The following is a 25,736-nucleotide window of genomic DNA, read 5'->3' as shown; positions in this document are numbered from 1 at the left end:
CTTGGTAAAGGTCTTCTTGGTCGACGACCACGAAGTGGTCCGCCGCGGACTGATCGACCTGCTGGGCGCCGACCCCGAACTCGACGTCGTCGGTGAGGCCGGCTCGGTCGCCGAAGCGATGGCCCGGATACCGGCGGCCAACCCCGACGTGGCGGTCCTCGATGTGCGGTTGCCGGACGGCAACGGCATCGAACTGTGCCGTGATCTGTTGTCCCGCATGCCCGAACTGCGATGCCTCATCCTCACCTCGTACACGTCCGACGAGGCGATGCTCGATGCGATCCTGGCCGGGGCGAGTGGCTACGTGGTCAAGGACATCAAGGGGATGGAATTGGCGCGCGCCGTCAAAGACGTGGGTGCGGGCCGGTCGCTGCTGGACAATCGCGCCGCGGCGGCGTTGATGTCCAAGTTGCGAGATGCCACCGAACGGCCGGACCCGCTGTCGGGCCTGACCGACCAGGAGCGGACGTTGCTGAGTCTGCTCAGCGAAGGCCTGACCAACAAGCAGATCGCGGACCGCATGTTTCTCGCCGAGAAAACGGTGAAGAACTACGTGTCGCGGTTGCTGGCGAAGCTGGGTATGGAGCGCCGAACCCAAGCCGCGGTATTCGCAACGGAATTGAAACGGTCCCGGCCGCCTGGCAATGGATAACGACATGCATCCGTTGCGCCAGACGCTGTCCGGGCTGCGTCTGCGTGAGTTGTTGGCCGAGGTGCAGGATCGGGTCGAACAGATCGTGGAAGGCCGCGATCGGCTCGACGGTCTGCTGGATGCCATGCTGGTGGTCACCTCGGGGCTAGAAGTCAATGCCACCCTGCGCTCGATCGTGCACTCGGCGACCAATCTGGTCGACGCCCGCTACGGCGCACTGGAGGTGCACGGCCGGGACAACCGGGTGCTGCATTTCGTCTACGAGGGCATCGACGAGGAGACCGTCCGGAGTATCGGGCACCTACCCGAGGGTCTCGGTCTGATCCGTCTGCTCATCGACGAACCCAAACCGCTACGGCTGGACGATCTCTCGCAGCACCCTGCGTCGGTGGGCTTCCCGCCCAATCACCCGTCCATGCGGACCTTCCTCGGAGTTCCGGTGCGGGTCCGCGACGAATCCGTCGGCACCCTGTATCTGACCGACAAGACCAACGGGCAACCGTTCAGCGACGACGACGAGGTGCTGGTGCAAGCGCTGGCCGCGGCGGCGGGCATTGCCATCACCAATGCGCGCCTCTACCAGCAGGCCACCACGCGCCAGTCCTGGATCGAGGCCACCCGCGACATCGCCACCGAATTGCTCTCTGGCGCCGAACCTTCGACGGTGTTCCGGCTGGTTGCCGAGGAGGCGCTCAAGCTGACCGACGCCGACGCCGCCTTGGTCGCCGTACCGCTCGACGAGAGCCTGCCGGCCCCCGACGTCGCCGAGATGCTGGTCATCGAGACCGTCGGCAGCCCGGCGAATGCCGTTGCCGGAAAGACCATTCCGGTGGCGGGGTCGGCCGTCGGCGAGGTGTTGGTCGACAGCGCGCCGCGCCAGGTCGACCGGATCGACCTCGACGGCTTGGCCTACGCGGGGCCGGCTCTGCTGTTGCCGCTGCGCGCCGGGGACACCGACACCGTCGCCGGGGTGGTGGTTCTGCTGCGCCACGGTAGTCCGGGATCGTTCACCGACGAACAACTCGAGATGATGGCCGCCTTCGCCGACCAGGCGGCGCTGGCTCTGCAGCTGGCCACCTCGCAGCGCCGGATGCGTGAGCTCGACGTGCTCACCGACCGCGACCGGATCGCCCGGGATCTGCACGATCACGTGATCCAGCGCCTGTTCGCGGTGGGCCTGTCGTTGCAGGGCGCGGTGCCGCGCACCCGCGAACCCGAAGTGCAGCAGCGGCTTTCGGAGTCTATCGACGATCTGCAGGCGGTCATCCAGGAGATCCGGACCGCCATCTTCGACCTGCACGGGTCCTCTCAGGGCATCACCCGGTTGCGGCAACGGATCGACGCCGCCGTCGGGCAATTCGGCGGATCCGGGTTGCGTACCACGGTCCAGTACGTCGGTCCGCTGTCGGTGGTCGACGGCGGGTTGGCCGATCACGCCGAAGCGGTGGTCCGGGAAGCGGTCAGCAATGCCGCCCGGCACGCGCAGGCCGGCATGGTGACGGTGCGGATCAGGGTCGAAGACGATCTGTGCATCGAGGTCAGCGACAACGGCCGCGGAATGCCGCAGGATTTCACCGCCAGCGGCCTGACCAACCTGCGTCGACGTGCCGAGGAGGTCGGCGGCGACTTCTCCGTCGCGAACCAGTCTTCCGGTGGCACGCTGCTGCGCTGGTCAGCGCCGCTCCTCCAATAGCGGTTCCTCCAGTTGCTGGCCGGGCCAGTCCACGACGCGGACCAGACGACGCCGCGGGGTGGCCGGGAGCGGGTCGGCGTTGATCGGTGCCCATCCCACCCGCAACAGCATCTGCGGAAAACCGCTGGCGCCGAACACATCTGAGCGCACTGCGGCACGGGTCTCGGGAATCTCCAACGGCTCGGTGATCGGACAGCAAGCCAAGCCCATCGCGGTGGCGCTCAACAGCACCACGCTGGTGGCCTCACCCGCGCGCAACCGCGCCAGCCGGTCGTCGCTTTCGGTCCCCAGCGCCAGCACTGCGGCGCTGTCGTCGGCTGGGGAGACGCCTGACGGTTGCGCCAGCCCGGCGCCGGCGAACAGCCGGCCCGGGATCGGGGCGTCGGGGTCCGACGGTGGGGCGTTGCGGGCCGGAACCCCAGCCACCGAGCCGTACCGGCCGCTCCATGTGGTGAGTTCCCGCATGTAAGCTTCGTCGGTCGCGTGGTCCCAAACAGCCCGCGCCACAATATCTTTCATCCGCTGCACGCTATCCACCTGACGAAGCATCACCCCGCAGCGCGCGGCCCGGGCGGCCATCTGGGCGATATCGCCCCCCGGCACCGGCCAGGAACTGTAGGCACGCCGATCGGTGCGCCGCCGCGGAATGGCCGCCGCCAGTGCGATGTCGGTCTGGTCCGGAGCCTGTGGCACCACCTCGACGGTGGCCAGGTGGCGGGGGTTGTCCGGGTCGGGCAGGCGGCTCACCTTGGCGTGCCATCCCATCGAGGCCAGTGCCACCACGCAATGATGCAGCGCGACACCGCAACTGATGATCAGGTCGCGGCCGTCGGGATCGGTGCTCTGCAGTTGCATGTCGGGTTCGGCGAACAATTGCAGCGTGTCAGCGCCCACCCGCCAGCGCCACGGTTGCGTGTTGTGGATCGACGGCGCACGGGTGGCCAGGGTGAGAACCGTCCGCAGCGTGCCGGCATCCGGAAATGACACGTTCATGGTCGCCGGGCTCCTCCTGTCGATCACCGGGGTCGTTCATCCAAGGATCGTCTGTCGATCACCGCGACGGCCAGAGGCGCAAGCCCCGGCGGTGAGGGACCTTGGCCCTGCCCGCGACCGGCTCAGGCGACGGTCTCGTTGCCGTCGGGTTCCGGGCCGAAAACGAAACGGCGCCCGGTGATGTCGGTGGCGACTATCCGCACGTAGTTGGGCTTTCGGGTCGCGATCCACGGATACAACCCGGCGCGATCGGCTTCCTGAATGTCCTTGTCGGCCTTCAATTGATGCGCGCGACCCCGCACGATCACACTCCAGCCTTCCGCGGCGTTGTGATCGTCGGCCTCGAAGACCACGGTGTGGTTCGCCACGGCGGAGAACAGTTTGGTGCCCTCGGCGGTGCGAAACAGGATGGTCTGGCCCTGCACCACGTAGTTCACCGGGAAGATTTCCGGTTCCCCGGCAAAGTTGGTCACCAGCCGGCCAAGCGCGGCGCTGCCCAGCAGGTCCCAACTCTCACTTGTCGACAGGACGGTGAAGGGTTCGTCGGTCATCGGCTCAACCTATCTCCTGGGGCGTTGCGACGGACTTCGAAAACGGCATCCAGCGGATGCCGGGGTGTCGGTGGGGGAATGGGTTCCATCGCCGGGGCGATCCCGACGCGAATCAGGACCTGCGGTTCGCCGCGTTTCCCGATCAGGTCGCGCACGATGTCTCGGCTCTCGTCGGTTTCGATCACATGGGTCAAGGTGCAGGTCGCCATGCCGGCCATGGTGCATTCGAGTAGCACCGTCGACAGTACTTCGCCGCACCTGAGTACGTCCGTCCTGGTGTCCTCGGGAGTGGACAAGACGACGATCTTCGACCAGTCCGCGGTCATTTCGGGACGCCGGTCCTGGTGGCCGCGGACCGGGAAATCCCGTGCCACATCGACCCGGCGGCTTTCGGTGTCGGAGGCCAGCGCGGACGGCGGCACACCGTCGGACAAGACGAACGGCGAAGTCCACCAGTCGAGTTCGGCGTGATATGACGAGTCGTCGCGCCGCAATGCTTCGGTGAGTCGGGACGCTCCGACCAAGCGGGGCCGCTGGTCGTCGTCGAGCACGTCGACCGTGGCCACCTCGTCGTCGACGATGCCGCGCAACACCGGTTCGAACTGGTCCCAGAATGCCGGACGTGCGAACGGAAGCCGATCGGTGCGGCGCTGCAGGATGGCCTCGGCGCGGTTGCGCTGCGCCGGTGTGACGTGATCGGTCGGGCTGAAGTCCACGGCCGCCAGATGGCTCGGGTTGTTCGGGTTGGGAAAACGGGCGACGCCGGCTCGCCAACCGGCGGCATTCATCGCAACGCGCAGATGGTCGAGCGCCGCGCCGCAGCTGATGAGCGCTTCGCGGCCGGAATGGTCTGTGGCAGGCACAGTTCGGTCCCGATCGACGAACAAGTGGACGGTCGCATTGTCGGCCACGAACCGCCACGGCTGACTGTTGTGTACCGACGGAGCCCGGCCCGCCAGCAGGACCGCGTTCCGCAGGACTTCCATGTCCATGACCCCGACGTTACGGAGCGTAACGCCTGGCCGGTAGGGGCTTTGGTCACCTCGGCCACGTTCGCATCGGAATCCGTTGCCGCACTGGCACTTCAGTTGGCTGCGGAAGTTGCCGGAATGGTTCACGGCGGTTTTCGGAGCGGTCCGACGTTTGCATTGTGGTGCCCACCTGGCATTCTGAACGGATGGCGGGCAAGGAAATCGATCCGATCCGGGCCAGGAGTGCGCTGGCGGTGATCAGGCAGAATCCGGGGATAGTGCTGTTCGCGGTGTCGCCGCTGATCGCGCTGGTGGCGGTCACCTGGGTATTCGCCGGCGCGGGCTGGGGCATCGCGCTGGCGCTGCTGCTGCTGGTCGCCGGCGGGGCCTTCGTCATGCTGCGGCGCTGACGCCACCGCCATGCGCTCGTGGTGGGGTTGGGGAACCCTCGATCAAGCCCTCACCGAGCGGGAGACCAAGGATCTGGCGGCCCGGGTGGCGGCGATGCTGCCCGGCCACGACCTGACCGACCACCGCCCGCCCGACCCGGGCGCGCTCGGCTTGCCGGGTCCGCGGATCACCCCACCCGCGGCACTGGCCGCGCTGTGCTCGGCCCATGTGGTGGACCGGGTCGGCCACGCGCGCGGCAAGGCGTTTCGCGACGTCGCGCGCAACCTGCAGGGCACCATCGACCACGTTCCGGACCTGATCGTGCGGCCGCGACGCGAGCAGGATGTCGTCGATGTGCTCGATTGGTGTGGGCGCGAAGGGATTTCGGCGATCCCGTACGGCGGCGGCAGCTCTGTGGTCGGGGGAGTGGAGCCGCGTTTCGAGGGACCCGCGATCACCCTGGACGTCAGCGCGATGAGCGCGGTCGTCGAAGTCGACGCGGTCAGCCGGGCCGCCCGCATCCAGGCCGGTGCGCTCGGGCCCTGGATCGAGGACCAGCTCCGGCAGCACGATCTGACGTTGCGGCACTTTCCGCAGTCGTTCGCGTTCTCCAGCCTCGGGGGTTGGCTGGCCACCCGTGCCGGTGGGCACTTCGCCACCCTCTACACCCACATTGACGACCTGACCGAGTCGGTGCGGGTGGTCACCCCCGCCGGGATCAGCGAATCGCGACGACTGCCGGGGTCGGGGGCGGGGCCGTCCCCGGACCGGCTGTTCATAGGCTCCGAGGGCGCCCTCGGCGTCATCACCGAGGCGTGGATGCGCCTGCAGAACCGTCCACGTTGGCAGGTCACGGCGTCGGTGGCGTTCGACCGGTGGGCCGGTGCGGTCGCGGCGACCCGTTCGATCGCGCAGGCCGGACTCTTCCCGGCGAACTGTCGGTTGCTCGACCCCGCCGAGGCGTTCCTCAACGCGGGCACCTCGGTGAGCGGCGGGCTGCTGGTGTTGGCCTTCGAGTCGGCGGACCACCCGATCGACCCGTGGCTCAACCGGGCCGTCGAGATCGCCGCCGAGCACGGCGGCACCGTCGTCGCCCGGCGCAGCCGCGACTCCGAGCCCGACCGGTCCGACGATGCTTCGGAGAGCTGGCGCTCGGCTTTCCTGCGCATGCCCTATCAGCGGGACGCCCTCGCGCGCCGCGGCGTCATCGCCGAGACGTTCGAAACCGCTTGCACCTGGGATGGATTCGATGCGCTGCACGCCGCGGTGACCGACGCCGCGCGGACCGCGATCGAGCGGGTCTGCGGTGCCGGGGTGGTGACGTGCCGGTTCACCCATGTCTACCCCGACGGTCCGGCGCCGTATTACGGCATCTACGCCGGCGGACGGTGGGGGTCGCTGGATGCACAGTGGGACGAGATGAAAGCCGCTGTGTCCGAAGCGATCAGCAGCACCGGGGGCACCATCACCCATCACCATGCGGTCGGTCGCGATCACCGTCCCTGGTACGACCGACAACGCCCGGGTCCGTTCGCCGCCGCACTGCGCGCAGTCAAGCAGACGCTGGACCCGGCCGGAATCCTCAATCCCGGAGTGCTACTGGGATAGTGGGGGCCTGCTTCGGCTGGTCTGCGGCGCAGAGCGTTAGGTGTGAAGTCTGGGCGTTGGGTGTGAAGCCTGGGCGTTGGGTGTGAAGCCAGGGCGTTGCGCGTGAAGCCTGGGTGGGATCTTCACTGGAATCCCGCCCTGCTTTCACTCTGAAAGCCGTGTATTCACAATCAAAGCCAACGATTCACACTCAAAGCCGACGATTCACACTCCGCAGCCGCGCGGGCCCGTGCGGATCTCAAACGTCAGCGACCATCACCTCAGCCGTGCCCGATGTCCAGCAGCCTCGCCAGGTTTGGCAGCTTGACCCGGGGACGGCCGTGCGGCTCGCCCGCCGCCCGCTCGAACTGGTCGATGACATCCCAGTGCGCCGAGGTGATGACCTTCGGCTGACGTTCGGCGAGCCAGGAGGCGAGCCGGTCGGCATGGTCGTGCGGCCGGTCCGCCAGCCCGCCCCCGGACAGATCAGCGAGCAAGGTGTCCACGGTGTCCTGCGAATCCGACTTGTTGGTGCCGATGACCCCGGTCGGGCCGCGTTTGATCCAGCCGACGACGTATTCGTTGCGGCTGCCGTCGATCCGGCCGTCGCTGTGTGGAATGGTGCCGCGCTTGTCGTCGAACGGCAGCCCGGGGGTGGGGATACCGCGGTAGCCGACCGAGCGGACGACCAACTGCACCGGAAGTTCCTCGCGTTCGCCGGTGTCCTTGGCCGATGCCCATCCGCTGTCGTCGACGACCAACTCGTTGCGGCCCAACGTGATTCGCTCGACCTGGCTCTCACCCTGGATCTCGATGGGCGAGGTGAAGAAACGGAAGACGATGCGCCGGTGGCCGGGACGGGGTTCGCGCTCGGCGTAGCCGCGTAGCACCTTGATGTTCTGCTTGGTGGTTTTGCCCGCGGCCTCGGCGTCCTCGTCGGTGATGTCGGCGAACTGAGCCGGGTCGACGATCACGTCGACGCCGTCGAGCTCACCGAGCTCACGCAGCTCCAGCGTGGTGAACGCCGTCTGCAGCGGTCCGCGTCGTCCGATGATCACCACTTCTTCGACTCCGCACGGACGCAGCGACTCCAGCGCATGATCGGCGATGTCGGTTTGGGCCAACACGTCGGGATCGGTGACCAGGATTCGGGCGACGTCGATTGCGACGTTGCCGTTGCCCACGACCACCGCGCGGGCGCCCGAGAGGTTCGGCGTCTTCTCTTCGAAGTGCGGGTGCGCGTTGTACCAACCCACGAAGTCGACCGCCGAGATGCTCCCAACGAGGTTCTCACCGGGGATGTTCAACGGTTTGTCCGACTGCGCGCCCACGGCGTAGATCACCGCGTCGTACTGTTCGGCGAGCTCGCCGGCCTCGACGTGCTCCCCGACGACCACGTTGCCGAAGAAACGGAAGCGGGCGTCGCCCGCGGTCTTCTCGAACTGTTTGCTGATCGACTTGATCTTAGGGTGGTCGGGTGCGACACCCGAGCGCACCAATCCCCACGGGGTCGGCAGCATTTCCAGCATGTCGACGGCCACGTCGATGTCGTCGGACGCGTCGGCGGCTTTGAGCAGGGAAGCTGCGGCGAAGAAGCCCGACGGACCGGAGCCGACGATCGCGACGTGATAAGGACGCATGCTTGTGCCTTCTGTTCGTGCCCGGCTGCGACGCGGGGGCTGAAGCCGGGCTGCGCGTTGCGGTCGGGCGGTGCACTGGTCTCCTGATGCTAGACGGTGCTGCCGGTAACGTAAGCGCCTGTGGAACCTGACCGTCAAGCAGACATCGCCGCTCTGGACTCCACCCTCACGACGGTCGAACGGGTGCTCGACGTCGACGGTCTGAAGAGCCGGATCGAGAAGCTCGAGCAGGAGGCGTCCGACCCGAACCTGTGGGACGACCAGGCGCGCGCGCAGAAGGTGACCAGCGAGTTGTCGCACACCCAGGGCGAGCTTCGCCGCATCGAAGAACTGCGGCAGCGGCTGGACGATCTGCCCGTGCTCTACGAGTTGGCCAGTGAAGAGGCAGGGGCAGAAGGCGATACGGCGCTGGCCGAAGCCGATGCCGAACTCAAGGCGTTGCGCGCCGACATCGAAGCCACCGAAGTGCGTACTTTGCTGTCCGGTGAGTACGACGAACGTGAGGCTTTGGTCACAATCCGCTCCGGTGCGGGCGGGGTAGACGCCGCCGACTGGGCCGAGATGCTGATGCGGATGTACATCCGCTGGGCTGAGCAGCACAAATACGGCGTTGAGGTGTTCGACACGTCCTATGCCGAAGAAGCGGGCATCAAGAGCGCCACCTTCGCCGTGCATGCGCCGTTCGCCTACGGCACGCTGTCCGTCGAGCAGGGCACCCACCGGCTGGTGCGGATCAGCCCGTTCGACAACCAAAGCCGACGTCAGACGTCCTTCGCCGAGGTCGAAGTGCTCCCCGTGGTGGAGACCACCGACCACATCGAAATCCCTGAAGGCGACATCCGGGTGGACGTCTACCGCTCCAGTGGGCCGGGCGGTCAGTCGGTGAACACCACCGACTCGGCGGTTCGTTTAACCCACATCCCAACGGGTATTGTCGTGACTTGCCAGAACGAGAAGTCGCAACTGCAGAACAAGGTTTCGGCTTTACGAGTGCTTCAGGCAAAGTTGTTGGAGCGCAAGCGTTCCGAAGAACGCGCGGAGCTCGACGCCCTTAAGGGCGACGGCGGCAGCTCCTGGGGAAACCAGATGCGGTCATATGTGCTGCACCCCTATCAGATGGTCAAGGATCTGCGCACCGAGTTCGAGGTGGGCAACCCGGCGGCCGTCCTGGACGGAGACATCGACGGATTCCTGGAGGCGGGGATCCGGTGGCGCAACAGAAAAGATGACAACTAATACACAGGCTTTTTCAATGAATCTCGCCGATGCGGCGCAGCGCTGGCAGGACTTCTGGCGCGGCCAGATCGGCGAATGGATCATCACCCGTGGACTGCGGATCGCCATGCTGGTGATCGGAGCGATGCTCGCAGCCCGTTTCGTGCAGTGGGTGGCCCAGCGGGTGACCCGCCAGCTCGACGTCGGCTTCACCGAAAGCGACGCGCTGGTGCGCTCGGAGGCGACCAAGCACCGCCAGGCGGTGGCGTCGGTGATCTCCTGGGTGTCCATCGTGTTGATCTCGATCGTGGTGATCGTGCAGATCGGCAGCTTGTTGCAGTTCTCGGTGAGCGGTCTCATCGCGCCGGCGACAGTGGTGGGCGCCGCGCTGGGCTTCGGGGCTCAACAGCTGGTCAAAGACCTGCTGTCGGGATTCTTCATCATCGTCGAAAAGCAGTACGGGTTCGGCGACCTGGTCTCGTTGACGGTTTCAGGGATCGCGGCCGAAGCCCGCGGCACGGTAGAGAACGTCACGTTGCGGGTCACCCGGTTGCGTTCCTCGGACGGTGAGCTGTTCACCATTCCCAACGGCTCGATCATCAAGACGATCAACCTCTCCAAGGACTGGGCGCGCGCGGTCGTCGACATCCCCGTCTCGACCAGTGCAGACCTCAACCGGGTGAACGAGGTCCTGCACGACGAGTGTGAGCGGGCACTCGACGACCCGAACTTGGGTGACCTCCTGCTGGACGCACCCACCGTGATGGGGGTGGAGAGCATCGAACTCAGTACCGTCACGTTGCGACTGGTCGCCCGCACCCTGCCGGGCAAGCAGTTCGAGGCCGGCCGACAGTTGCGGGTGCTGGTCATTCGTGCGCTGGCCAAGGCGGGCATCGTGACGGCAGCCGATGCGAAGGTCGGCGTGGTCGACGACGCGGGTGTCGACGACCCCGAGGGCGGTGAGGTGGCCGATCCCGACAAGACCGCGGGGCAGGTGACGCGACGATGAAACTTCGGCTGAATCTGCTGCAGCAGCGGCGTGATAAAGATGAGCAGCGCGCGCCGAGTCACTTGTTCGGCGGTCGAATCCGCACCTCAACGGTGGTATTGATAGTGGCGTTCCTCGCGCTCTGGTGGACCTACGAAACGTATCGTCCCCACGAGCAACCGCGCACCAACAATCCGCCGGCCCAGGTGGTGCCGCCCGGCTATGTGCCGGATCCGGATTACACCTGGGTGCCGCGCACCAGGGTGCAACAACCGCAGCGCACGCCGGCGTCGACTCCCGTGCCGACGACGACAACGCCGCCCCCGCCGCCGGTTACCACCACGACGACGACCACGCCGCTGATCCAGCTGCCGTGCATCCCGCCGTTGTGCGTGCCCACGACGACTCCGGGTCCGACCTCGGGACCGCCGCCGCAACAGGGACCGGGTCCGACGACGACGTCGACGCAGCCGGCGCGCTGACTTTCGCTGCCCGGCCAGACACCCCGCTACACTGGCGTGCCGTGATGATCACCCTCGAACATGTCACCAAGCAGTACAAATCGTCGGCGCGTCCGGCGTTGGACGACATCAACGTCCAGATCGACAAGGGTGAGTTCGTCTTCCTCATCGGCCCGTCGGGGTCGGGCAAGTCGACCTTCATGAGACTGCTGCTCGCCGCGGAGGTACCGACGTCCGGCGACATCCGGGTGTCGAAGTTCCACGTCAACAAGCTGCGGGGGCGCAACGTACCGAAGCTGCGTCAGGTGATGGGTTGCGTCTTCCAGGACTTCCGGTTGCTGCAGCAGAAGACCGTCTACGACAACGTGGCGTTCGCCCTGGAAGTCATCGGCAGGCGCGCCGATGCGATCAACAAAGTCGTGCCCGAGGTGCTCGAAACCGTCGGGCTGTCGGGCAAGGCGAACCGGTTGCCGCACGAGCTCTCCGGCGGGGAGCAGCAGCGGGTGGCGATCGCTCGCGCCTATGTCAACCGGCCGCTGGTGCTGCTTGCCGACGAGCCCACCGGCAACCTCGACCCGGACACCAGTAAGGACATCATGGATTTGTTGGAGCGGATCAACCGCAACGGCACGACGGTGTTGATGGCGACACACGACCACCACATCGTGGACGCGATGCGGCAGCGTGTGGTCGAGTTGTCGCTGGGCAGGCTGGTTCGCGACGAACAGGGTGGCGTCTACGGGATGGATCGCTAAGTGCGCTTCGGATTCCTACTCAACGAGGTCCTGACCGGGCTTCGCCGCAACGTCACCATGACGGTTGCGATGATCCTGACGACCGCGATCTCCATCGCCTTGTTCGGCGGCGGTCTGCTGGTGGTGCAGTTGGCCAACGACTCGCGTGCGATCTATCTGGACCGGGTCGAGACGCAGGTGTTCCTCACCGACGACGTCTCCGCCAACGACCCCGGTTGCACGACCAACCCGTGCAAGGCCCTGCGCGAGACGATCGAGAAGAGGCAGGACGTCAAGTCGGTCCGGTTCCTGAACCGCGACGACGCCTACGTCGATGCGATCAAGAAATTCCCGCAATACAAAGATGTCGCCGGCAAGGATTCGTTCCCCGCCTCGTTCATCGTCAAGCTCACCAACCCCGAGCAGCACAAGGACTTTGACGCCGCAATATCGGGCCAGCCCGGCGTGCTCTCGGTGCTCAACCAGAAGGAGCTGATCGACCGACTGTTCGCGGTGCTGGAGGGGCTGAGGAACGCGGCATTCGCGGTCGCGCTGGTCCAGGCCGTCGCCGCGATCCTGCTGATCGCGAACATGGTGCAGGTCGCGGCCTACACGCGTCGCACCGAGATCGGCATCATGCGGTTGGTCGGGGCCAGCCGCTGGTACACGCAGCTGCCGTTCCTGGTGGAGTCGATGCTGGCCGCGACCATCGGCGTGATCATCGCGATCCTCGGCCTGGTCGCCGTGCGGGCGTTGTTCCTGGAGAACGCGCTGCGCCAGTTCTACCAAGCCAACCTGATCGCCAAGATCGACTACTGGAACATCGTCTACATCGCGCCGTGGCTGTTCTTGGTGGGTGTGGCGATGGCCGGCCTGACGGCATACGGCACGTTGCGCCTCTACATTCGGCGATAGGTCGTGGCCAAGAAGCCGCCGTCAAAGCGACGAGGGGACGGCAGACAGATCATCGCCAGCAACCGCAAGGCCCGGCACAACTACGCGATTCTCGAGGTGTTCGAGGCCGGGGTGGCGCTGCAGGGTACCGAGGTCAAGAGCCTGCGCGAGGGGCACGCGTCGCTGGTCGATGCGTTCGCCACGGTCGATGACGGTGAGATCTGGCTGCGCAACGTGCGCATCCCGGAATACCGGCACGGCAGCTGGACCAATCATGAGCCGCGGCGCAACCGCAAGCTGCTGCTGCACCGCCGCCAGATCGACCAGCTGATCGGCAAGATCCGTGAGGGCAACTACGCGCTTGTGCCGCTGTCGATGTACTTCTTCGAGGGCAAGGTCAAAGTCGAGCTGGCGTTGGGGCGCGGTAAGCAGGCGCACGACAAGCGGCAGGACATGGCGCGGCGCGACGCGCAGCGGGAAGTGGTCCGGGAGCTGGGTCGGCGCGCCAAAGGTATGGCCTGACGCGTTCGTTCGCGTTACTCCGGGGCGCTTTCGTGGTCCGCAAATGCCAGAGACATGGTGCTCTGCGCGTACATTTGTGGGCCCTCGCGGGATAGCGTCCCGGCGCGACGGTGGGGTATTCCTTGCTACTGCACGACTACTGCACGACTTCGATGTGCATCGTTGGCGTTGGGTGTGAAGCGAGGGCTTTCGGCGTGCGCCCACGGTGGAAAAATCGGATAAAACCCGCCCAGGATTCACCCTGAAAGCCCTGGTTTCACGCTGAAAGCCCTGGTTTCACGCTGAAAGCCCTGGTTTCACGCTGAAAGCCCAGGCTCACTGGAACACCCAGGCTCACCGGAACGCGACAGCGCCGCGAGCTCCGGTGTGGCGATCCGCTGCGACCGGCTCCGCCGCTCTTGCGATCGCGCTGGGCCTGATGGTGGCGATCCGCTGTGACCGGCTCCGCCGCTCTTGCGATCGCGCTGGGCCTGATGGTGGCGATCCGCTGCGACGGGCTCCGCCGCTCTTGCGATCACCACTAGTATCCGAGCATGGCTGACCGTCCCGTGACCCTGCTGGACAAGTCCGACGTGCTGGCGGGTCTCTTCGCCGTGTGGGACGAACTCGACGCGCTGCTGGACGGCCTGTCCGAACCGGACTGGGCGGCGCCCAGCGCGCTGACCGGCTGGGATGTGAAGGCGGTCGTGTCGCACATCATCGGCACCGAATCGTTCCTGCAGGGCATCAGTCCGCCGGAACCCGATATCGACGTCAAGGCGCTCGATCACGTGCGCAACGACATCGGGGTGATGAACGAATGCTGGGTTCGCGCACTCAGCAAAGAATCGGGCACCCAAGTGCTCAAGCGGTTCCAGGAGATCACCGCCACTCGCCGCAACGTGCTGCAGGACATGTCCGACGACGACTGGAACGCGGTGCTGCCCACGCCGGCAGGCATGGACAGCTACGGAAGGTTCATGCGCATCCGCGTCTTCGACTGTTGGATGCACGAGCAGGACATTCGGGTGGGCTTACAGCGCCCGTCGTCCGACCAGGAGTTGGACGGACCGGCGGCGCGCCTTTCCCTCGACGAGATGTCGGCAAGCATGGCTTTCGTCGTCGGCAAACTGGGCCAGGCGCCCGACGGCTCGCGGGTGTTGTTCGAACTGACCGGTCCGCTCGCCCGGGACATCCGGGTCCGCGTCGACGGTCGCGCCCAGTTGGTCGAAGGTTTCGCCGACCAGGAGCCGACGGCGACGATTCGGGTCGACGGATTGCAGTTCACCAGGCTCGGTGGTGGGCGTCCATTGTGTCCCGCTCGCAGTCAGGACGTCGAACTCGGCGGCGACGATGAAGTGGCCGGCAGGATCGTTCAGCGATTGAATTACGTTATCTGACTTTGTATTTCGTTTGAGCCTTCGGCGGCGGTGCTCGTTTGCGTGGCCCGGGTGAGCCCGATAGTGCGATTTACGTCACAAACCCACGCATGCTCTTTTGACCTCTGGATCAACGGGTAGCCGACCTAGTACCGGCGCACCGTGCGCCAACATCACCAGTCAAATTCAGGGAGGCACCACACTAATGACTGCACCGGATACGACCAGATTGCTCGCGCAACTGCGGACTCTGCTCGATCTGACCAACACCGAGATCCAGGTCGCTGAAACCCGGATAGCTCAAGCCCGCACCGAAGCCGTTCGCCGCGAACTCGAGCAGAATGCCGCCAACGGTCGCGAGCGCGCGGAGGCCATCCAGTCAGCGATTCGGGACCTCGGCGGATACCCCGACGTGATCGGTCCGTTCCTGGGTCGCGCCGCCGCAGCGGTCAAGGCGCTGACCGAACAGGCCGAGCCGTTCGACGAAGCGCTGTTGGGTGACCTCGCGCTCGAAGACCAGCTGCTGGACCGCTCGCGCTACACCAAGGCGCTGGCCATCGCGGCAAACAACAAGGACGTCGAGAAGCTGGCGGAGCGTCTGATCACCGCGCACTCGGCGACCGTGGACTGGTTGACCACCGTGCTGGCCGAGGACGCGTTGGGTGGTCCGGCCGCGCTGCGCCGCACGCCTGTGCAGGCCGCTGCCGGTGCCGCGGTCAAGTTCGTCAATCTGCCGGTCACCTGGTCGGCTCGGGGTATCGACCGCGCCGTCGAGACGCTGCGCAATGCCGGTCCCGCGTTCAACGAGCTGGTGAAGCGGGGTGGCAACGCCAGCGAGATCGCGGCCAAGGCGATCTCGGCATCGCAGAACGCCGCTCTGCGGGCGGCGGAACGAGTCACTCGCAACGAGGGCGCTGACGAAGTCGCCGACGCTCTGCACTCGGGCCGGGAGTCCGTCGGCGTGCTGGACGCCAGCGAGCTTCCGATCAAGAACTACGACGAGCTGAACGTCAACGAAGCCGTGGGTGCGATCAAAGAACTCACCGTCCCGCGCGACGTTCGCGTGATCATCGCCTACGAAGAAGCGCACAAGGGTCGGCAAGGCGTGGTCTCTGCTGCGCAGACCCGCGTCGCCGCCATCGCCAAGGAGGCGGTCGGCATCAGCTGACGAAGCTGCGTCGAGTGCCCCCGGTGTCGTGGGACCCGGGGGCACTCGGCTCTGTCGGGAAGATAAATGCGTTGCCGGATGTTATGAGCGGCGTACCATGGGATGTCCTGCCGGGAATCGGCAGGGATGCGAGGGGCTGAACGGTTTCGACTTCGCGCATCGAATCAAGGGAAGCGTGCCGGTGCAGGCAAGAGACCACCGTAAGCGTCGATGCAACCAATTAAGCGCCGAGTCACATCAGCGCGACTACGCTCTCGCTGCCTAAGCGACAGCTAGTCTGTCGGACCGGGAACGCCCTCGCCCCGGACCCCGGCATCAGCTAGAGGGATCCACCGATGAGTTCGGTCGCGGGACTCATCGGGACACCAACAGCGACTGGGATCGTCATCCTGGCTAGTTCGCGTGACCAGGAGATCCGAGCAGAGACATAGCGGACTGCGCACGGAGAAGTCTTGAGGGAATGCCGTAGGACCCGGGTTCGATTCCCGGCAGCTCCACCACTCTGACCTGCACTGATGCAACATCAGATGCTATGTCAAACGGTTTGTCAAACGATTCGCGGGTGGGCGCGTCCATCCGGGCACGACGGAAGGGTGAGCCTGCCGAACGCCAGCGTGGACCCCGTTGGTGATCTGACCGCCTTGCGGTATCAGCAGCCGATTACCGACGCGGTGCAGGCCGCCACCCAGGCCGACCAGCTCTGTGCCGATGCCCTGAGCGCGGTGAGCCTCAACCCCGGCGACATCACCAAGGAGCAAGCGCAGAACGCGCAGAGCGCCGCGGTGCGCAAGGCTGTTGAAGAGGCGTCGTAGGTAACGTCCCGGTGATGCGCAGAGCGCGGTGGTGGTTTCTTGCGACCGCGATCCTAGTCGTGACTGCTCTAGCTTCGATAGAGATCGCTGGGTGGCAAATCGGTTCTTGGGTCCGCAAGGTGGAGGCCGCACACTGTGCGGGACCCTACCCGCCCGAACCCAACGTGAGCGTTGCTGGATGGATCACGGTCTGGTCAATAGTCCTTGCGACCGGCTTGATACTCCTAGGCGAGATTATTCTGCTAATCGGCCCCGTTCGCAGGTGGCTGAAGCTGGTTTCGCCATTACTTATCCTCCTCGCACTTCTTGGATTTTTATTCCTGCTACTTATTGGCTATGACGACGCGACGAGTAACGGCATTGATCCTTAAACGACGTCAGGCAGCGACGGAGGACCCTTTTGTCCAGCTTCGGGTTAGGCGCTGAGAGGAGATTCTCAATGAAATTGTCAAGCCGCCGCAGCAGTAGTTGCGGTGGATTGATATGGCCACGGACAGCAGCATTGCCCACAGCACGTTGAGGCGTCGGCGGGCCAGGGCGAGCACGGCTTGGGTGTGGGTGCGGGTTTTTCCTTCGGCGCGTTTGCGGTCGTAGTAGGTGCGCGAGGCGGCCGTCGCTACGATCGACGACTCTTGCGCAGCTGCTACCTGTCGGCCCAGATCGCCATCCGCACCGACCCCGGGTAGTTCGTGCCGTCGCTAATACTCGTCGAGGACATCGGCGAGGCGGTCAACACGGTCATCAAATGCCTTGCCGCACAGCGTCGTAATGGCTTCGGCTCATTCATCGAGCAGTGAGCCGAAGGCAGCACGGCGCCCAAATTTATCGTCGCCTCGTTTGGCGAACGATATTGCCGTGTTGCCGTTTTCATTCGCGATATACGGATCTGCGCCGCGATCGAGAAGGTAGCGGATTATTTCTGCGCCACGCGTGCCGTTATAGCCCGGCGACGCCGTCGCGATGAACAGCGCCGTTTGGCCCTTGTGGTTGGTCAGGTTCACGTCCGCTCCAGCTTCCACCAAGGCTTTGACGACTTCGACGTTGTCGTCGTTCTGTGCGGCGAACATCAGCGGGGTGAATTGCCCGGTATCTTCACGGGCGTCGATCTCAGCGCCGGCGGCGATCAGCGCGTTGACGTCGTCGAGTTTGTTATCGACGGCCGCGTAGTGGAGCGGGGTTCGTCCGACTTGGTCACGGTGATAGACGTCCATATATCCTATGCCTTCACTGTTCAATCTTCTTGGCTTGCATACTATCTCGCACGAGGACCTCGAAGCGGTGACTCTGGTTGCCCGGTGCGTCTTCGATCTGAAAATGTCTTGGTGGGTTGAATTCGCCGATGAACTGTTTTCGGGTCCAGCCTTCCCCTATGGCCTGGTCGCGTAACCGCCAATACTCTTGGCCGGGGCGGTGCCCGAATTGTGTGGTCGGGTTGACCGGATACTTCAATCCCGTTGCGGCGTCAACAAAGTACTCGGGCTTGCCGCTCCTCGGATTGTTCTGAATCGGCAGTTTCGTCACCGATTCGGGATATCCCCCCGCTACCGGAATGAGAACGTTGTCGCCTGCCATGAGGATGGGACCAGTGTGACCTGATTTTTGCCAGGGTGATGGGACCACCTGGATTGCCAGTTATGGGACCACCGGCGCGTCCCTGCGGTCGCTGCGACATCAGTTACCTACACGGTCGAATCCGACGGTGACTTATCCAGCGTCACCTACTTCGACGGCATGGGTGACTTGCAGCAGATCGCCAACGTAACCGCGCCGTGGACGAAGACGATCACCAACCAGGCCACGTACCCGTCGTATGGTGTCGGCGCCCAGACCAACGGGCTACGGGTGTCGTGCAAGATTTCTGTGAACGGGCAGGTGAAGGATCAGCAGTCCGCGACCGCTCGCTACACAGTCGTCAACTGCAACGCCGGCTGAGTTGTCATCGGCCGCTAGCCGAGATGTCCCGGCTCACCGGGCGGGATGGTGTCCGGAGTGACCCGGTGATGGTGGCGTCGGGGGCTGCCCAAGGGCGTAGCAGGTCCGAAGCACCCGTTGGGTTCGCCGTCCTCATGCGTCGTCATCCCATCCGGGGACGATTTCGACAGGTATGCCCAACTCGGTCCACAGCGCCACGATCGCCGGGTTGTCGTCGCACGCGTACCGCACGTCGTAGCTGCGCGCGAGGTAGTCGTAGATGCGGCGCTTCACCGACACATCGGAATGCCGCAGCCCGTCCTCACGCATGATCGGCCCGTCGTACGGCACCGGCATGTGCCGGTCCAGCCAGTCCTTAGTCACCTGGTAGTGCCGCTCCATTCGGGCGGTCACCACAATGACGACGTGTCCGGAGGCGTGGTGGCGTCGGCAGAAATCCAGCGCCTGCTCATTCGGGGGGCAGTCCCAGGACGCCTGGTGGAACGCGTCGAAGTCTTTCTCCCCACCGGGCGCTGGCCGCACATGATGCCGGATCGCTGCCACGTCGCACAGCGTTCCGTCTACATCACAGACCACTGCTTTAAGACGCACAGCGCCGATTGTTTCACTTCCCGTCCTTGGTGGCAGCTGCTTATTGCGTCGGCGGGCCGGCGGCACCTCAGCCTTCGCCGAGCGCATATTCGGGCGCTGCCGTAGGGCTACGATCCGAGAGATGACGTCCTCGGACAGCAACGTCGATGACGCCGATCGCATCTTCAAGAATCGGCACAACACCGCCTGGCACCGGCACATTGCCGAGGCGAATACCGTCCTCCGCACTCAAGTGGGCTCGGGTCTGCATGGCGTGACGATCGCCGGCACCGACGACCGCGACGAGATGGGGGTTTGCATCGAACCACCCGAGTGCGTGATCGGGCTGCGCCAGTTCGAGCAGTACCAGTACCGCACCCAGCCCGAAGGCGTCCGATCCGGCGCCGGAGACCTCGACTTAACCGTCTACAGCCTGCGCAAATGGGCCCGGCTCGCGGCCGCCGGCAACCCCACTGTCCTGCTCCTGCTCTTTGCCCCCGAAAGCGAGATCGTCAGCATCGCACCTCCGGGTCGAGACATGCGGCAGCACCCCGAGCTTTTCTTGTCCCGCGATTGCGGTCGCCGCTTCGTCGGCTACTTGGACGCGCAGCACGAGCAGATGCTCGGTTTGCGCTCCAAGCACAGCAACCGACCCGAACTCATCGAGGTCTACGGATTCGACACCAAATTCGCCTATCACGCAGTGCGGCTCGGGATGCAGGGGTTGGAGCTGGTGACGACCGGCCGGATCACGCTGCCGATGCCGGAGCCCTCCCGCAGTTGGCTTTACGACCTGCGCACAGGGAAGGTCGACAAGCAAACAGTGCTGGACGCGATCGACGAGGCACGCAATGAGCTCGTTGCCCGCACGGCCAGCGCGGATCTGCCCGACAAGTGCGACTACGACCGGCTCAACCGCTGGCTCGTCTCCACATACCAACAGTGGTGGGCGGCCCACGGCATCGATCCGTAGCAGAATCGGCGGCGACACTTATTCGAAGAGCTTGTCGAGCGCTTCCTGTTCGAGTTCAATCCAGCGGTTGACGTGGCGTCGGACCTCGTCCACTTCGTCCGGACTCAAGTGTTTCGCGCCGTCCGGGGTGATGCGGCAGACGTCCATCGGGCCCCCGACGCTTGGTGACGAAGCATCCAACGCATCGAGCACCCGCAGCGCGGCGACCACGCCGTGGTCGACGTCGCGCTCGGTCATGTGAAAGTGCGTCAGCAAGGCGTGTGCCTGCTGCGCCATGGCCGCGCCACTGCCGATGGCTTGGAAGCCGGTCTCTTCGTGGTGCCCGATGAGACCGTTCGGGTCCAAGTCGATGATGAAGGGGACCTCGCCTGCGTACCCCGCGGCTAGCACGTAGGTGGCCGGTGTACCTGCGGATTTCTGTGCGGGAACGTGCTCGATGTAGTTCTCGTAGTGGTATTTGAGCACCGGAAGCACCCGCCCCTGCAACGCATGACCAATGTCCTTCGCCTCGACAACGGACTCGGCCTCGGAGTTGAAGATTTGCTCGAGGTCATAGAGCACAGCACGTGATCCACTCCCGCCCCACGCGGCATACTTTCCCAGCTGATGCAGCTTCTGCGCGGGGTACGTCAGACCCCGGCCGTCATCGGTGATCTGCGAGTCGGAGGCCATCACAATGCCGTCAGCGCAACGCAGCGCGAGAACGACGGTCACCGGGCGATCCGTTCAAGAGGCATCTGCCGATCGTCTCACGGAGCGACTGCCAAGCGGTCGACGTGCAAGGAGAGGGGCAGGAGATGAGCCCGGGTAGACCGTGGTCGGTCAGCTAATTTTTGACATCTGGAGCGTGCCTCCGGCGGAGAACGGCGTTCCATCGCAGCCGACGGCAGCGGATCCGTTATGGGTGCCAGCGAGTGTGGTGCTGTTCCAGGTGTAAGTGGCTGTACCAGGCAAGAAGCGCCCATCGTTGCAAATGACTGCGTCTGGTCGCTCGACAACCAGGGTCCATTCGTCACCGCTTTGGGTGGCGTTGCCGGAATAGGGAGCCCGCCCTCGGTCGGTTACCGCCGAGATCGCTTCACAACCCGGGCCGCAGGGTGTGATCGTCCAAGTGTGGACTGTCCCGGCGGGCTGGAACGTGACGTTGTAGCGGCCGTTGAGTTCATCGGCGACCGACGGTGATGCTAGCCCGATAGCAGCCCCAGCCAAGACGGCGGATGTCGCGAGGAATGTGCCAATCTTCATGTTGTACTCCTTTGATGCAGTAGCAGGCGGTTTGCCACTCTGCGTGCCAGCTAAACCTTCGGGGCTCAGCGTGGCACCAGCACCAACGGCGCCTACCTGCCTTCGCACCCTCACCCGACTTGTGCCGCGACCGCTCGATGCGTTCGTATGCACATCTGAGGTTCAACCCGCGCGGTGTGCGCCGAGGTTTGGCACCGTCATCCCGGCAACTTCTCGATGAGCTCGTCCAGGAACCCGCCGGCCTCTCGTCCGGCCCCTTCGACGTCCCCGGCGGCGATGGCGTCGATCAATCCGCCGTGCCGGATCTCGCGCGGTTCGTGCGTCGCGCTCGTGGTGGCGACACTGGCCATCACGACTTCGGTAAGTCCGCGATACAGCTCGGTCAGAACGGTGTTGCCTGACGCCTGCACCACGGCGAAGTGCAACGCGGCGTCCGCTGCCACAAAGGCGGCGCGATCCTCACCGAGCTCCAATTCGTCTCGCCGACAAAGCAATTGGCGTAGCGCGGTGACGTCCTCGTCCGTGCGGGCAGCGGCCGCGAGCCGTGCCCCCTCAACCTCCAGGCATCGGCGCACCTGCAGAATCTCGCGAAGCTCGGACCCGCACAGGCGGCGCAACGCCCCGGACACTTCGCTGGTGGCGCGCACGTAGGTCCCGTCGCCCTGGCGTACGTCGAGGATTCCGGCGTGCACCAGGGCGCGCACCGCCTCGCGGACCGTGTTGCGGCCCACACCCAGGGCCTCGCTGAGGCTCGGTTCGTTGGGTATGCGTGTGCCGACGGGCCATTCGCCGGCCGTCACGGATTGCCGCAGCTGAACGATGACCTGCTCGACCAGTCCAGCGCGACGCGTTGTTGCCAAGGGCACAGTAATCTCGATTCATCCAATCATGGGATGTATGACAGACTAACCCAGTGAGTGGGGAAGTGGCCGGCATCTGCGCCGAAGTCGATGAGCGCGCAGCCGCGCTTCCCGCCGACGAGATCCCCCCGGCCACCCGGATTGCAGGCGGGGGCCTGCTGGTCGCGGCCGTGGTGCTCACGGCGTTGAATCTGCGACCTGCGCTCACCAGCGTCGGGCCGCTGCTGGGCGCGATGCGTGAATCGCTCGGCGCTTCGGCGACGTGGGCGGGAGTGCTGACCACGCTGCCCGGACTGTGTTTTGCCGCCGCGGGACTCATTGCGCCGTGGCTGGCCCGCCGAATCGGCCTGGGGCACGCCATCGGAGCCGCGTTGCTGACGTTGGTCGTCGGCCTGTTGCTGCGCGTTCTCGACGGTCCCATGGTCGTGATCGGCGGCACGATAGTGGCCACCGGTGGCATCGCGTTGATCAACGTGTTGATCCCGGTGGTGATCCGGGGGTCATTCCCCACTCAGATCGGTGTGATGACGGGCATCTACACCGCCGCCCTGCAGGCCGGTGGCGCCATGGGGTCGGCATTGACCCCGCCGATGGAGTCCGCATTCGGAAGTTGGCGTGAGGCGCTCGGCGCCTGGGCCGTTCTTGCGCTACTGGCTCTGATCGTCTGGTTTGCGGGCGCGCGTCGAGTGAGCGCCGTTGAGCTGCCGGTTCGCTCCGCGGGCGGATCGCTACTGCGCAATCGTCTGGCGTGGACGGTGACGCTGTTCTTCGGCTTCCAGTCCACGCTCGCCTACATCATGTTGGGTTGGCTGCCCGAGGTATTCGTTCAAAGCGGTGTGCCCAAGGCGACCGCCGGGATGCTCGTCGGGCTGATGTCGCTGATCGCCGTGCCGGTCAGCATCTGCCTCGCGCCGCTGGCCGCTCGATCCGGCAGTCAGAGCGGTTGGATCGTCGCGTTGGGCGTCATCGGACTCGGCGGGGTCATCGGATTGTTGGTCGATCCGGCGGCCGCGCCCCTGTTGTGGAGTGTGCTCGTCGGCCTGGGTCTGAGCGTCTTCTCCTTGGCGCTCACAGTGATTGCGCTCCGCGCCCGCACCACCGAAACCACCGCGCAGCTCTCCGGGATGGCGCAGGGTTTCGGTTATCTGCTCGCCGGCATCGGGCCGTTCCTGTTCGGCCTGCTGCACGACGTCACCAACGGTTGGACCGTGCCGTGGATATTCGTATTGGTGGTCTACATACTGCAGATGACGATGGGCGCGCTGGCGGGCCGTAACCGCTATGTCTAGGCCACATCGGATCAGGCCAGGCGCGATAGATTGCTACTCGTGAGTGAAGACAGAGTCCGTGTGCGGGTCGCCGACAACGGCGTGGCAACGGCGACGATGGTGCGTGCCGAAAAACACAATGCCCTCGATCAAGCGATGTTCGAGGGCCTGGTGGATGCCGCAGCGCAGCTGGCGAAAAATACCTCGGTCCGCGCCGTCGTTCTGCACGGTGAGGGCAAGAGCTTCTGCTCTGGCTTGGACGTGGCAAGTTTCATGAGCGGGGAACGAGGCACGGGGGTTCTGTTGACCCGTGACGACGACGGGCCGGCGAACCTCGCTCAGCGGGTGAGCTACGACTGGTTGCTGGTCCCGGTGCCGGTGATCGCCGCGATTCACGGCAACTGCTTCGGCGGCGGTCTGCAGATCGCGCTGGGCGCAGACATCCGGATCGGCGCGCCGGACGCGAAGCTGAGCATCATGGAGATCAAGTGGGGACTCGTCCCCGACATGGGCATCACCCAGACGCTGCCGCGACTTCTGCCGATCGACGTGGCGAAAGAGTTGACGTTCACCGGCCGGATCGTCTCCGGCACTGAGGGTTTCGAGCTCGGTTTGATAACCCGAACGGCCGAGGATCCGCTGGCGGCGGCGCTCGCGCTCGCGGACGAAATCGCACAGAAGTCACCGGATGCAATCCGTGCCGCGAAAAGCCTGTACAACGAGACCTGGGTCAGCAACGACCCCGCGGCTGCTCTTTCGCGCGAATCAGTTCTGCAGACCGGGCTGATCGGCACGCCCAACCAGATCGCCGCCGTCGTCGCTGGAATGTCCGGCGAGCCGCCGGTTTTCACCGACCCCGCATAGCCCGAAGCAATCGCGCTTGCGACGCCGCGACGTTGACAAGTCGCGCGATTCGCTACGTGATTGCAAGCTGACGGCATAGGCTCCGGCTACTCGGCGAACGATTTTTGGCAGGGCAACTTCGGGGTTGCCCGTACATGGTGGGAGCGACCGGTGTCGTATGTTTTTGCGTTACCCGAGCTGATGTCCGCCGCGGCCGAGGACGTGGTCGTGGTCGGTTCGGTGGTAGCGACGGCAAGCCAGGACATTGCGGGGGCCACCACCGGGGTACTGGCCGCGGCCGAGGACGAGGTCTCAGCGGCGATCGCGGCCCTGTTCTCCGCGCACGGCCAGGGCTATCAAACCCTCAGCGCACAGGCGGCCGCATTCCAGCAGCGCTTCGCGCAGGCACTCGCCGGTGCGACCGGTGCGTATGCCGCGGCTGAGGCTGCCAGCGCCGCGCCGCTGGCGACCTTCGAGCAGACGCTGCTCGGCATCCAGCAGCAGATTCGGCAGATCCCGGCGACACTGGCCACCGGAATCGATTCACTGATATCCACGCCGAGCTCTCCACTGTTGGCGCTGTTTGCCAGCGACATCCCGCCGCTGTCGTGGCTCATCGGGAATTCCCCGCCGCCGTTGCTGAACCTGCTGCTCGGGCAAACCGTCGAATACAGCACCTTCGACGGAATGAGGGTCGTCCAGATCACGCCGGCTCATCCCACCGGCGAACAGGTGGTGGCGATCCACGGTGGCGCGTTTATCTTCCCGCCCTCGTTCTTCCACTGGATCAATTACTCCGTAACGGCCTATCAGACCGGTGCGACCTTCCAAGTGCCGATCTACCCGTTGATGCAAGAAGGCGGCACCGCGGGCTGGGTCGTACCGAGAATGGCGGGCCTCATCTCCGAGCAGATCTCGCAGCACGGATACCAGAACGTCAGCGTCGTCGGTGACTCTGCGGGCGGCAACCTCGCACTAGCCGCCGTCCAACACATGGTGCAGACGGGAACGTATGGTCCGGTACCGGCGTCCTTGGTGTTGTTGTCTCCCTGGCTCGACGTCGGAACCAGGGGGATCGGCTCGGTATGGGCGGGTGATCTACCGCTGAACAACTACATGGTGAGTCCGCTGTTCGGGTCAGTGACTGGGCTTCCCCCGACATATGTGTATTCGGGTGCGCTGGATGGACTTGCAGCGCAAGCCGCCGTCCTGCAGCAGGCAGCGATAGCCCAGGGTGCGCCGATGACGTTCGTATTGGACCGCTGGGGAATTCACGACTGGGTCCTGCTCACTCCACCCGGCTGGCTGTATTGGCCACAGATCAACCAAGAACTCGGCATCGTCGCCTGATTCGCGTCACAACACGGCTTCGGCCGGCCATCTCGCTGTCGGCTCCCACGGTTAAGCTGCCCTTTG

At 65.1% G+C, this 25,736-nt stretch carries 28 protein-coding genes, 1 other RNA gene and 1 pseudogene; 19 read left to right on the top strand and 11 right to left on the bottom strand.

What is annotated here, in order from left to right:
- Position 1: 1 nt before the first annotated feature.
- Positions 2-652 carry a hypoxia response regulator transcription factor DosR/DevR gene (gene dosR, locus AC5Y4D_RS05355; protein ID WP_499946363.1) on the top strand — a complete coding sequence of 217 codons (651 nt, stop codon included), beginning with the start codon at positions 2-4 and terminating at the stop codon, positions 650-652.
- Positions 645-2,345: a GAF domain-containing sensor histidine kinase gene (locus AC5Y4D_RS05350; protein WP_500036583.1), complete on the top strand. Its 1,701-nt coding sequence runs from the start codon at positions 645-647 to the stop codon at positions 2,343-2,345. Before dosR ends, AC5Y4D_RS05350 begins: the two co-directional genes overlap by 8 nt.
- Here AC5Y4D_RS05350 and AC5Y4D_RS05345 read toward each other — a convergent pair.
- From AC5Y4D_RS05345 to AC5Y4D_RS05335, 3 genes are all read right to left on the bottom strand, one after another.
- The gene (locus AC5Y4D_RS05345) at positions 2,325-3,338 is read right to left on the bottom strand and encodes an Acg family FMN-binding oxidoreductase (protein ID WP_500036582.1); all 1,014 of its coding nucleotides are present in this window, start codon (positions 3,336-3,338) and stop codon (positions 2,325-2,327) included. The two genes, AC5Y4D_RS05350 and AC5Y4D_RS05345, sit on opposite strands and share 21 nt — an antisense overlap.
- Positions 3,339-3,460: 122 nt before the next feature.
- On the bottom strand, positions 3,461-3,889 hold the full coding sequence (locus tag AC5Y4D_RS05340) for a pyridoxamine 5'-phosphate oxidase family protein (RefSeq protein ID WP_500036581.1): 429 nt from the start codon (positions 3,887-3,889) through the stop codon (positions 3,461-3,463).
- The gene (locus AC5Y4D_RS05335; protein ID WP_500036619.1) at positions 3,886-4,875 is read right to left on the bottom strand and encodes an Acg family FMN-binding oxidoreductase; all 990 of its coding nucleotides are present in this window, start codon (positions 4,873-4,875) and stop codon (positions 3,886-3,888) included. Before AC5Y4D_RS05335 ends, AC5Y4D_RS05340 begins: the two co-directional genes overlap by 4 nt.
- Before the next feature lie 191 nt (positions 4,876-5,066).
- Between AC5Y4D_RS05335 and AC5Y4D_RS05330 the strand changes: the two genes are divergently transcribed.
- The gene (locus AC5Y4D_RS05330; protein WP_500036580.1) at positions 5,067-5,270 is read left to right on the top strand and encodes a hypothetical protein; all 204 of its coding nucleotides are present in this window, start codon (positions 5,067-5,069) and stop codon (positions 5,268-5,270) included.
- A gap of 10 nt (positions 5,271-5,280) precedes the next feature.
- Complete coding sequence (locus tag AC5Y4D_RS05325) at positions 5,281-6,858, top strand: FAD-binding oxidoreductase (RefSeq protein ID WP_500036579.1); 1,578 nt, start codon at positions 5,281-5,283, stop codon at positions 6,856-6,858.
- A gap of 260 nt (positions 6,859-7,118) precedes the next feature.
- Here the strand turns inward: AC5Y4D_RS05325 and AC5Y4D_RS05320 are convergent, their stop codons facing one another.
- Positions 7,119-8,477: an FAD-dependent oxidoreductase gene (locus AC5Y4D_RS05320; RefSeq protein WP_500036578.1), complete on the bottom strand. Its 1,359-nt coding sequence runs from the start codon at positions 8,475-8,477 to the stop codon at positions 7,119-7,121.
- A 120-nt stretch (positions 8,478-8,597) separates the two neighbouring features.
- On the opposite strand from AC5Y4D_RS05320, the gene prfB reads away from it, so the two are divergent.
- The 10 genes from prfB to AC5Y4D_RS05270 all read left to right on the top strand — a co-directional run bounded on the left by prfB (position 8,598) and on the right by AC5Y4D_RS05270 (position 16,629).
- Entirely contained in the window at positions 8,598-9,713 is a 1,116-nt protein-coding gene (gene prfB, locus AC5Y4D_RS05315; protein ID WP_500036577.1) for a peptide chain release factor 2, read from the top strand.
- Positions 9,703-10,701, top strand: coding sequence for a mechanosensitive ion channel family protein (locus AC5Y4D_RS05310; protein WP_500036576.1), 999 nt, complete (start codon positions 9,703-9,705; stop codon positions 10,699-10,701). Before prfB ends, AC5Y4D_RS05310 begins: the two co-directional genes overlap by 11 nt.
- On the top strand, positions 10,698-11,162 hold the full coding sequence (locus AC5Y4D_RS05305) for an Rv3103c family proline-rich protein (protein WP_499946354.1): 465 nt from the start codon (positions 10,698-10,700) through the stop codon (positions 11,160-11,162). Before AC5Y4D_RS05310 ends, AC5Y4D_RS05305 begins: the two co-directional genes overlap by 4 nt.
- Before the next feature lie 44 nt (positions 11,163-11,206).
- Positions 11,207-11,896 carry a cell division ATP-binding protein FtsE gene (gene ftsE, locus AC5Y4D_RS05300; protein ID WP_499946394.1) on the top strand — a complete coding sequence of 230 codons (690 nt, stop codon included), beginning with the start codon at positions 11,207-11,209 and terminating at the stop codon, positions 11,894-11,896.
- On the top strand, positions 11,897-12,790 hold the full coding sequence (gene ftsX / locus AC5Y4D_RS05295; RefSeq protein WP_500036575.1) for a permease-like cell division protein FtsX: 894 nt from the start codon (positions 11,897-11,899) through the stop codon (positions 12,788-12,790).
- Between the two features lie 3 nt (positions 12,791-12,793).
- A complete protein-coding gene (smpB, locus tag AC5Y4D_RS05290) occupies positions 12,794-13,291 on the top strand; it encodes an SsrA-binding protein SmpB (RefSeq protein ID WP_499946352.1) in 498 nt (165 codons plus the stop codon).
- 533 nt (positions 13,292-13,824) lie between these two features.
- Positions 13,825-14,670: a maleylpyruvate isomerase family mycothiol-dependent enzyme gene (locus AC5Y4D_RS05285; RefSeq protein WP_499946351.1), complete on the top strand. Its 846-nt coding sequence runs from the start codon at positions 13,825-13,827 to the stop codon at positions 14,668-14,670.
- Positions 14,671-14,854: 184 nt separating this feature from the next.
- The gene (locus AC5Y4D_RS05280; protein ID WP_499992732.1) at positions 14,855-15,817 is read left to right on the top strand and encodes a ferritin-like domain-containing protein; all 963 of its coding nucleotides are present in this window, start codon (positions 14,855-14,857) and stop codon (positions 15,815-15,817) included.
- Between the two features lie 132 nt (positions 15,818-15,949).
- Positions 15,950-16,317, top strand: a transfer-messenger RNA (tmRNA) gene (gene ssrA, locus AC5Y4D_RS05275).
- Positions 16,318-16,410: 93 nt separating this feature from the next.
- Complete coding sequence (locus AC5Y4D_RS05270) at positions 16,411-16,629, top strand: hypothetical protein (RefSeq protein WP_499947031.1); 219 nt, start codon at positions 16,411-16,413, stop codon at positions 16,627-16,629.
- Between the two features lie 448 nt (positions 16,630-17,077).
- Here AC5Y4D_RS05270 and AC5Y4D_RS05265 read toward each other — a convergent pair.
- The 3 genes and pseudogenes from AC5Y4D_RS05265 to AC5Y4D_RS05255 all read right to left on the bottom strand — a co-directional run.
- Positions 17,078-17,234, bottom strand: a pseudogene (locus AC5Y4D_RS05265) (IS110 family transposase); the annotation flags it as partial.
- 174 nt (positions 17,235-17,408) lie between these two features.
- A complete protein-coding gene (locus tag AC5Y4D_RS05260) occupies positions 17,409-17,840 on the bottom strand; it encodes an ankyrin repeat domain-containing protein (protein ID WP_499947033.1) in 432 nt (143 codons plus the stop codon).
- A gap of 13 nt (positions 17,841-17,853) precedes the next feature.
- Entirely contained in the window at positions 17,854-18,150 is a 297-nt protein-coding gene (locus tag AC5Y4D_RS05255; protein WP_500036574.1) for a GH-E family nuclease, read from the bottom strand.
- Positions 18,151-18,249: 99 nt separating this feature from the next.
- On the opposite strand from AC5Y4D_RS05255, the gene AC5Y4D_RS05250 reads away from it, so the two are divergent.
- Complete coding sequence (locus AC5Y4D_RS05250) at positions 18,250-18,561, top strand: MmpS family transport accessory protein (protein WP_499947042.1); 312 nt, start codon at positions 18,250-18,252, stop codon at positions 18,559-18,561.
- A gap of 132 nt (positions 18,562-18,693) precedes the next feature.
- Here the strand turns inward: AC5Y4D_RS05250 and AC5Y4D_RS05245 are convergent, their stop codons facing one another.
- Positions 18,694-19,137: a phosphatase domain-containing protein gene (locus AC5Y4D_RS05245; RefSeq protein WP_499992752.1), complete on the bottom strand. Its 444-nt coding sequence runs from the start codon at positions 19,135-19,137 to the stop codon at positions 18,694-18,696.
- A gap of 136 nt (positions 19,138-19,273) precedes the next feature.
- Between AC5Y4D_RS05245 and AC5Y4D_RS05240 the strand changes: the two genes are divergently transcribed.
- On the top strand, positions 19,274-20,104 hold the full coding sequence (locus AC5Y4D_RS05240; protein WP_499947036.1) for a DNA polymerase beta superfamily protein: 831 nt from the start codon (positions 19,274-19,276) through the stop codon (positions 20,102-20,104).
- A gap of 18 nt (positions 20,105-20,122) precedes the next feature.
- Here the strand turns inward: AC5Y4D_RS05240 and AC5Y4D_RS05235 are convergent, their stop codons facing one another.
- The 3 genes from AC5Y4D_RS05235 to AC5Y4D_RS05225 all read right to left on the bottom strand — a co-directional run bounded on the left by AC5Y4D_RS05235 (position 20,123) and on the right by AC5Y4D_RS05225 (position 22,215).
- Complete coding sequence (locus tag AC5Y4D_RS05235) at positions 20,123-20,818, bottom strand: proteasome protein (RefSeq protein WP_499947037.1); 696 nt, start codon at positions 20,816-20,818, stop codon at positions 20,123-20,125.
- Between the two features lie 108 nt (positions 20,819-20,926).
- Entirely contained in the window at positions 20,927-21,349 is a 423-nt protein-coding gene (locus AC5Y4D_RS05230) for a hypothetical protein (RefSeq protein WP_499947038.1), read from the bottom strand.
- Between the two features lie 197 nt (positions 21,350-21,546).
- Positions 21,547-22,215, bottom strand: coding sequence for a FadR/GntR family transcriptional regulator (locus tag AC5Y4D_RS05225; protein WP_500036573.1), 669 nt, complete (start codon positions 22,213-22,215; stop codon positions 21,547-21,549).
- A 116-nt stretch (positions 22,216-22,331) separates the two neighbouring features.
- On the opposite strand from AC5Y4D_RS05225, the gene AC5Y4D_RS05220 reads away from it, so the two are divergent.
- The 3 genes from AC5Y4D_RS05220 (at position 22,332) to lipY (ending at position 25,670) form a co-directional block, all read left to right on the top strand.
- Positions 22,332-23,498 (top strand): MFS transporter, encoded by a 1,167-nt coding sequence (locus AC5Y4D_RS05220; RefSeq protein ID WP_500036618.1) that lies wholly within the window; start codon positions 22,332-22,334, stop codon positions 23,496-23,498.
- Positions 23,499-23,537: 39 nt separating this feature from the next.
- Positions 23,538-24,341, top strand: coding sequence for a crotonase/enoyl-CoA hydratase family protein (locus tag AC5Y4D_RS05215; protein WP_500036572.1), 804 nt, complete (start codon positions 23,538-23,540; stop codon positions 24,339-24,341).
- A 180-nt stretch (positions 24,342-24,521) separates the two neighbouring features.
- Positions 24,522-25,670 (top strand): triacylglycerol lipase LipY, encoded by a 1,149-nt coding sequence (lipY, locus tag AC5Y4D_RS05210; RefSeq protein ID WP_500036617.1) that lies wholly within the window; start codon positions 24,522-24,524, stop codon positions 25,668-25,670.
- The last annotated feature ends 66 nt before the right edge of the window (positions 25,671-25,736 follow it).

It is taken from the genome of Mycobacterium sp. NGS67, assembly GCF_059812185.1.
This window is presented reverse-complemented; position numbering and strand designations above follow the sequence as displayed.

What these genes read in the sequence shown, in the direction of transcription:
- AC5Y4D_RS05230 (WP_499947038.1), bottom strand. Translation starts at nt 21,349, where the DNA reads ATGAAGATTGGCACATTCCTCGCGACATCCGCCGTCTTGGCTGGGGCT.
- AC5Y4D_RS05280 (WP_499992732.1), top strand. Translation starts at nt 14,855, where the DNA reads ATGACTGCACCGGATACGACCAGATTGCTCGCGCAACTGCGGACTCTG.
- AC5Y4D_RS05260 (WP_499947033.1), bottom strand. Translation starts at nt 17,840, where the DNA reads ATGGACGTCTATCACCGTGACCAAGTCGGACGAACCCCGCTCCACTAC.
- AC5Y4D_RS05350 (WP_500036583.1), top strand. Translation starts at nt 645, where the DNA reads ATGGATAACGACATGCATCCGTTGCGCCAGACGCTGTCCGGGCTGCGT.
- AC5Y4D_RS05305 (WP_499946354.1), top strand. Translation starts at nt 10,698, where the DNA reads ATGAAACTTCGGCTGAATCTGCTGCAGCAGCGGCGTGATAAAGATGAG.
- lipY (WP_500036617.1), top strand. Translation starts at nt 24,522, where the DNA reads ATGTCCGCCGCGGCCGAGGACGTGGTCGTGGTCGGTTCGGTGGTAGCG.
- AC5Y4D_RS05320 (WP_500036578.1), bottom strand. Translation starts at nt 8,477, where the DNA reads ATGCGTCCTTATCACGTCGCGATCGTCGGCTCCGGTCCGTCGGGCTTC.
- AC5Y4D_RS05330 (WP_500036580.1), top strand. Translation starts at nt 5,067, where the DNA reads ATGGCGGGCAAGGAAATCGATCCGATCCGGGCCAGGAGTGCGCTGGCG.
- AC5Y4D_RS05340 (WP_500036581.1), bottom strand. Translation starts at nt 3,889, where the DNA reads ATGACCGACGAACCCTTCACCGTCCTGTCGACAAGTGAGAGTTGGGAC.
- AC5Y4D_RS05285 (WP_499946351.1), top strand. Translation starts at nt 13,825, where the DNA reads ATGGCTGACCGTCCCGTGACCCTGCTGGACAAGTCCGACGTGCTGGCG.
- AC5Y4D_RS05240 (WP_499947036.1), top strand. Translation starts at nt 19,274, where the DNA reads ATGACGTCCTCGGACAGCAACGTCGATGACGCCGATCGCATCTTCAAG.
- AC5Y4D_RS05310 (WP_500036576.1), top strand. Translation starts at nt 9,703, where the DNA reads ATGACAACTAATACACAGGCTTTTTCAATGAATCTCGCCGATGCGGCG.
- AC5Y4D_RS05345 (WP_500036582.1), bottom strand. Translation starts at nt 3,338, where the DNA reads ATGAACGTGTCATTTCCGGATGCCGGCACGCTGCGGACGGTTCTCACC.
- AC5Y4D_RS05335 (WP_500036619.1), bottom strand. Translation starts at nt 4,875, where the DNA reads ATGGAAGTCCTGCGGAACGCGGTCCTGCTGGCGGGCCGGGCTCCGTCG.
- ftsE (WP_499946394.1), top strand. Translation starts at nt 11,207, where the DNA reads ATGATCACCCTCGAACATGTCACCAAGCAGTACAAATCGTCGGCGCGT.
- AC5Y4D_RS05325 (WP_500036579.1), top strand. Translation starts at nt 5,281, where the DNA reads ATGCGCTCGTGGTGGGGTTGGGGAACCCTCGATCAAGCCCTCACCGAG.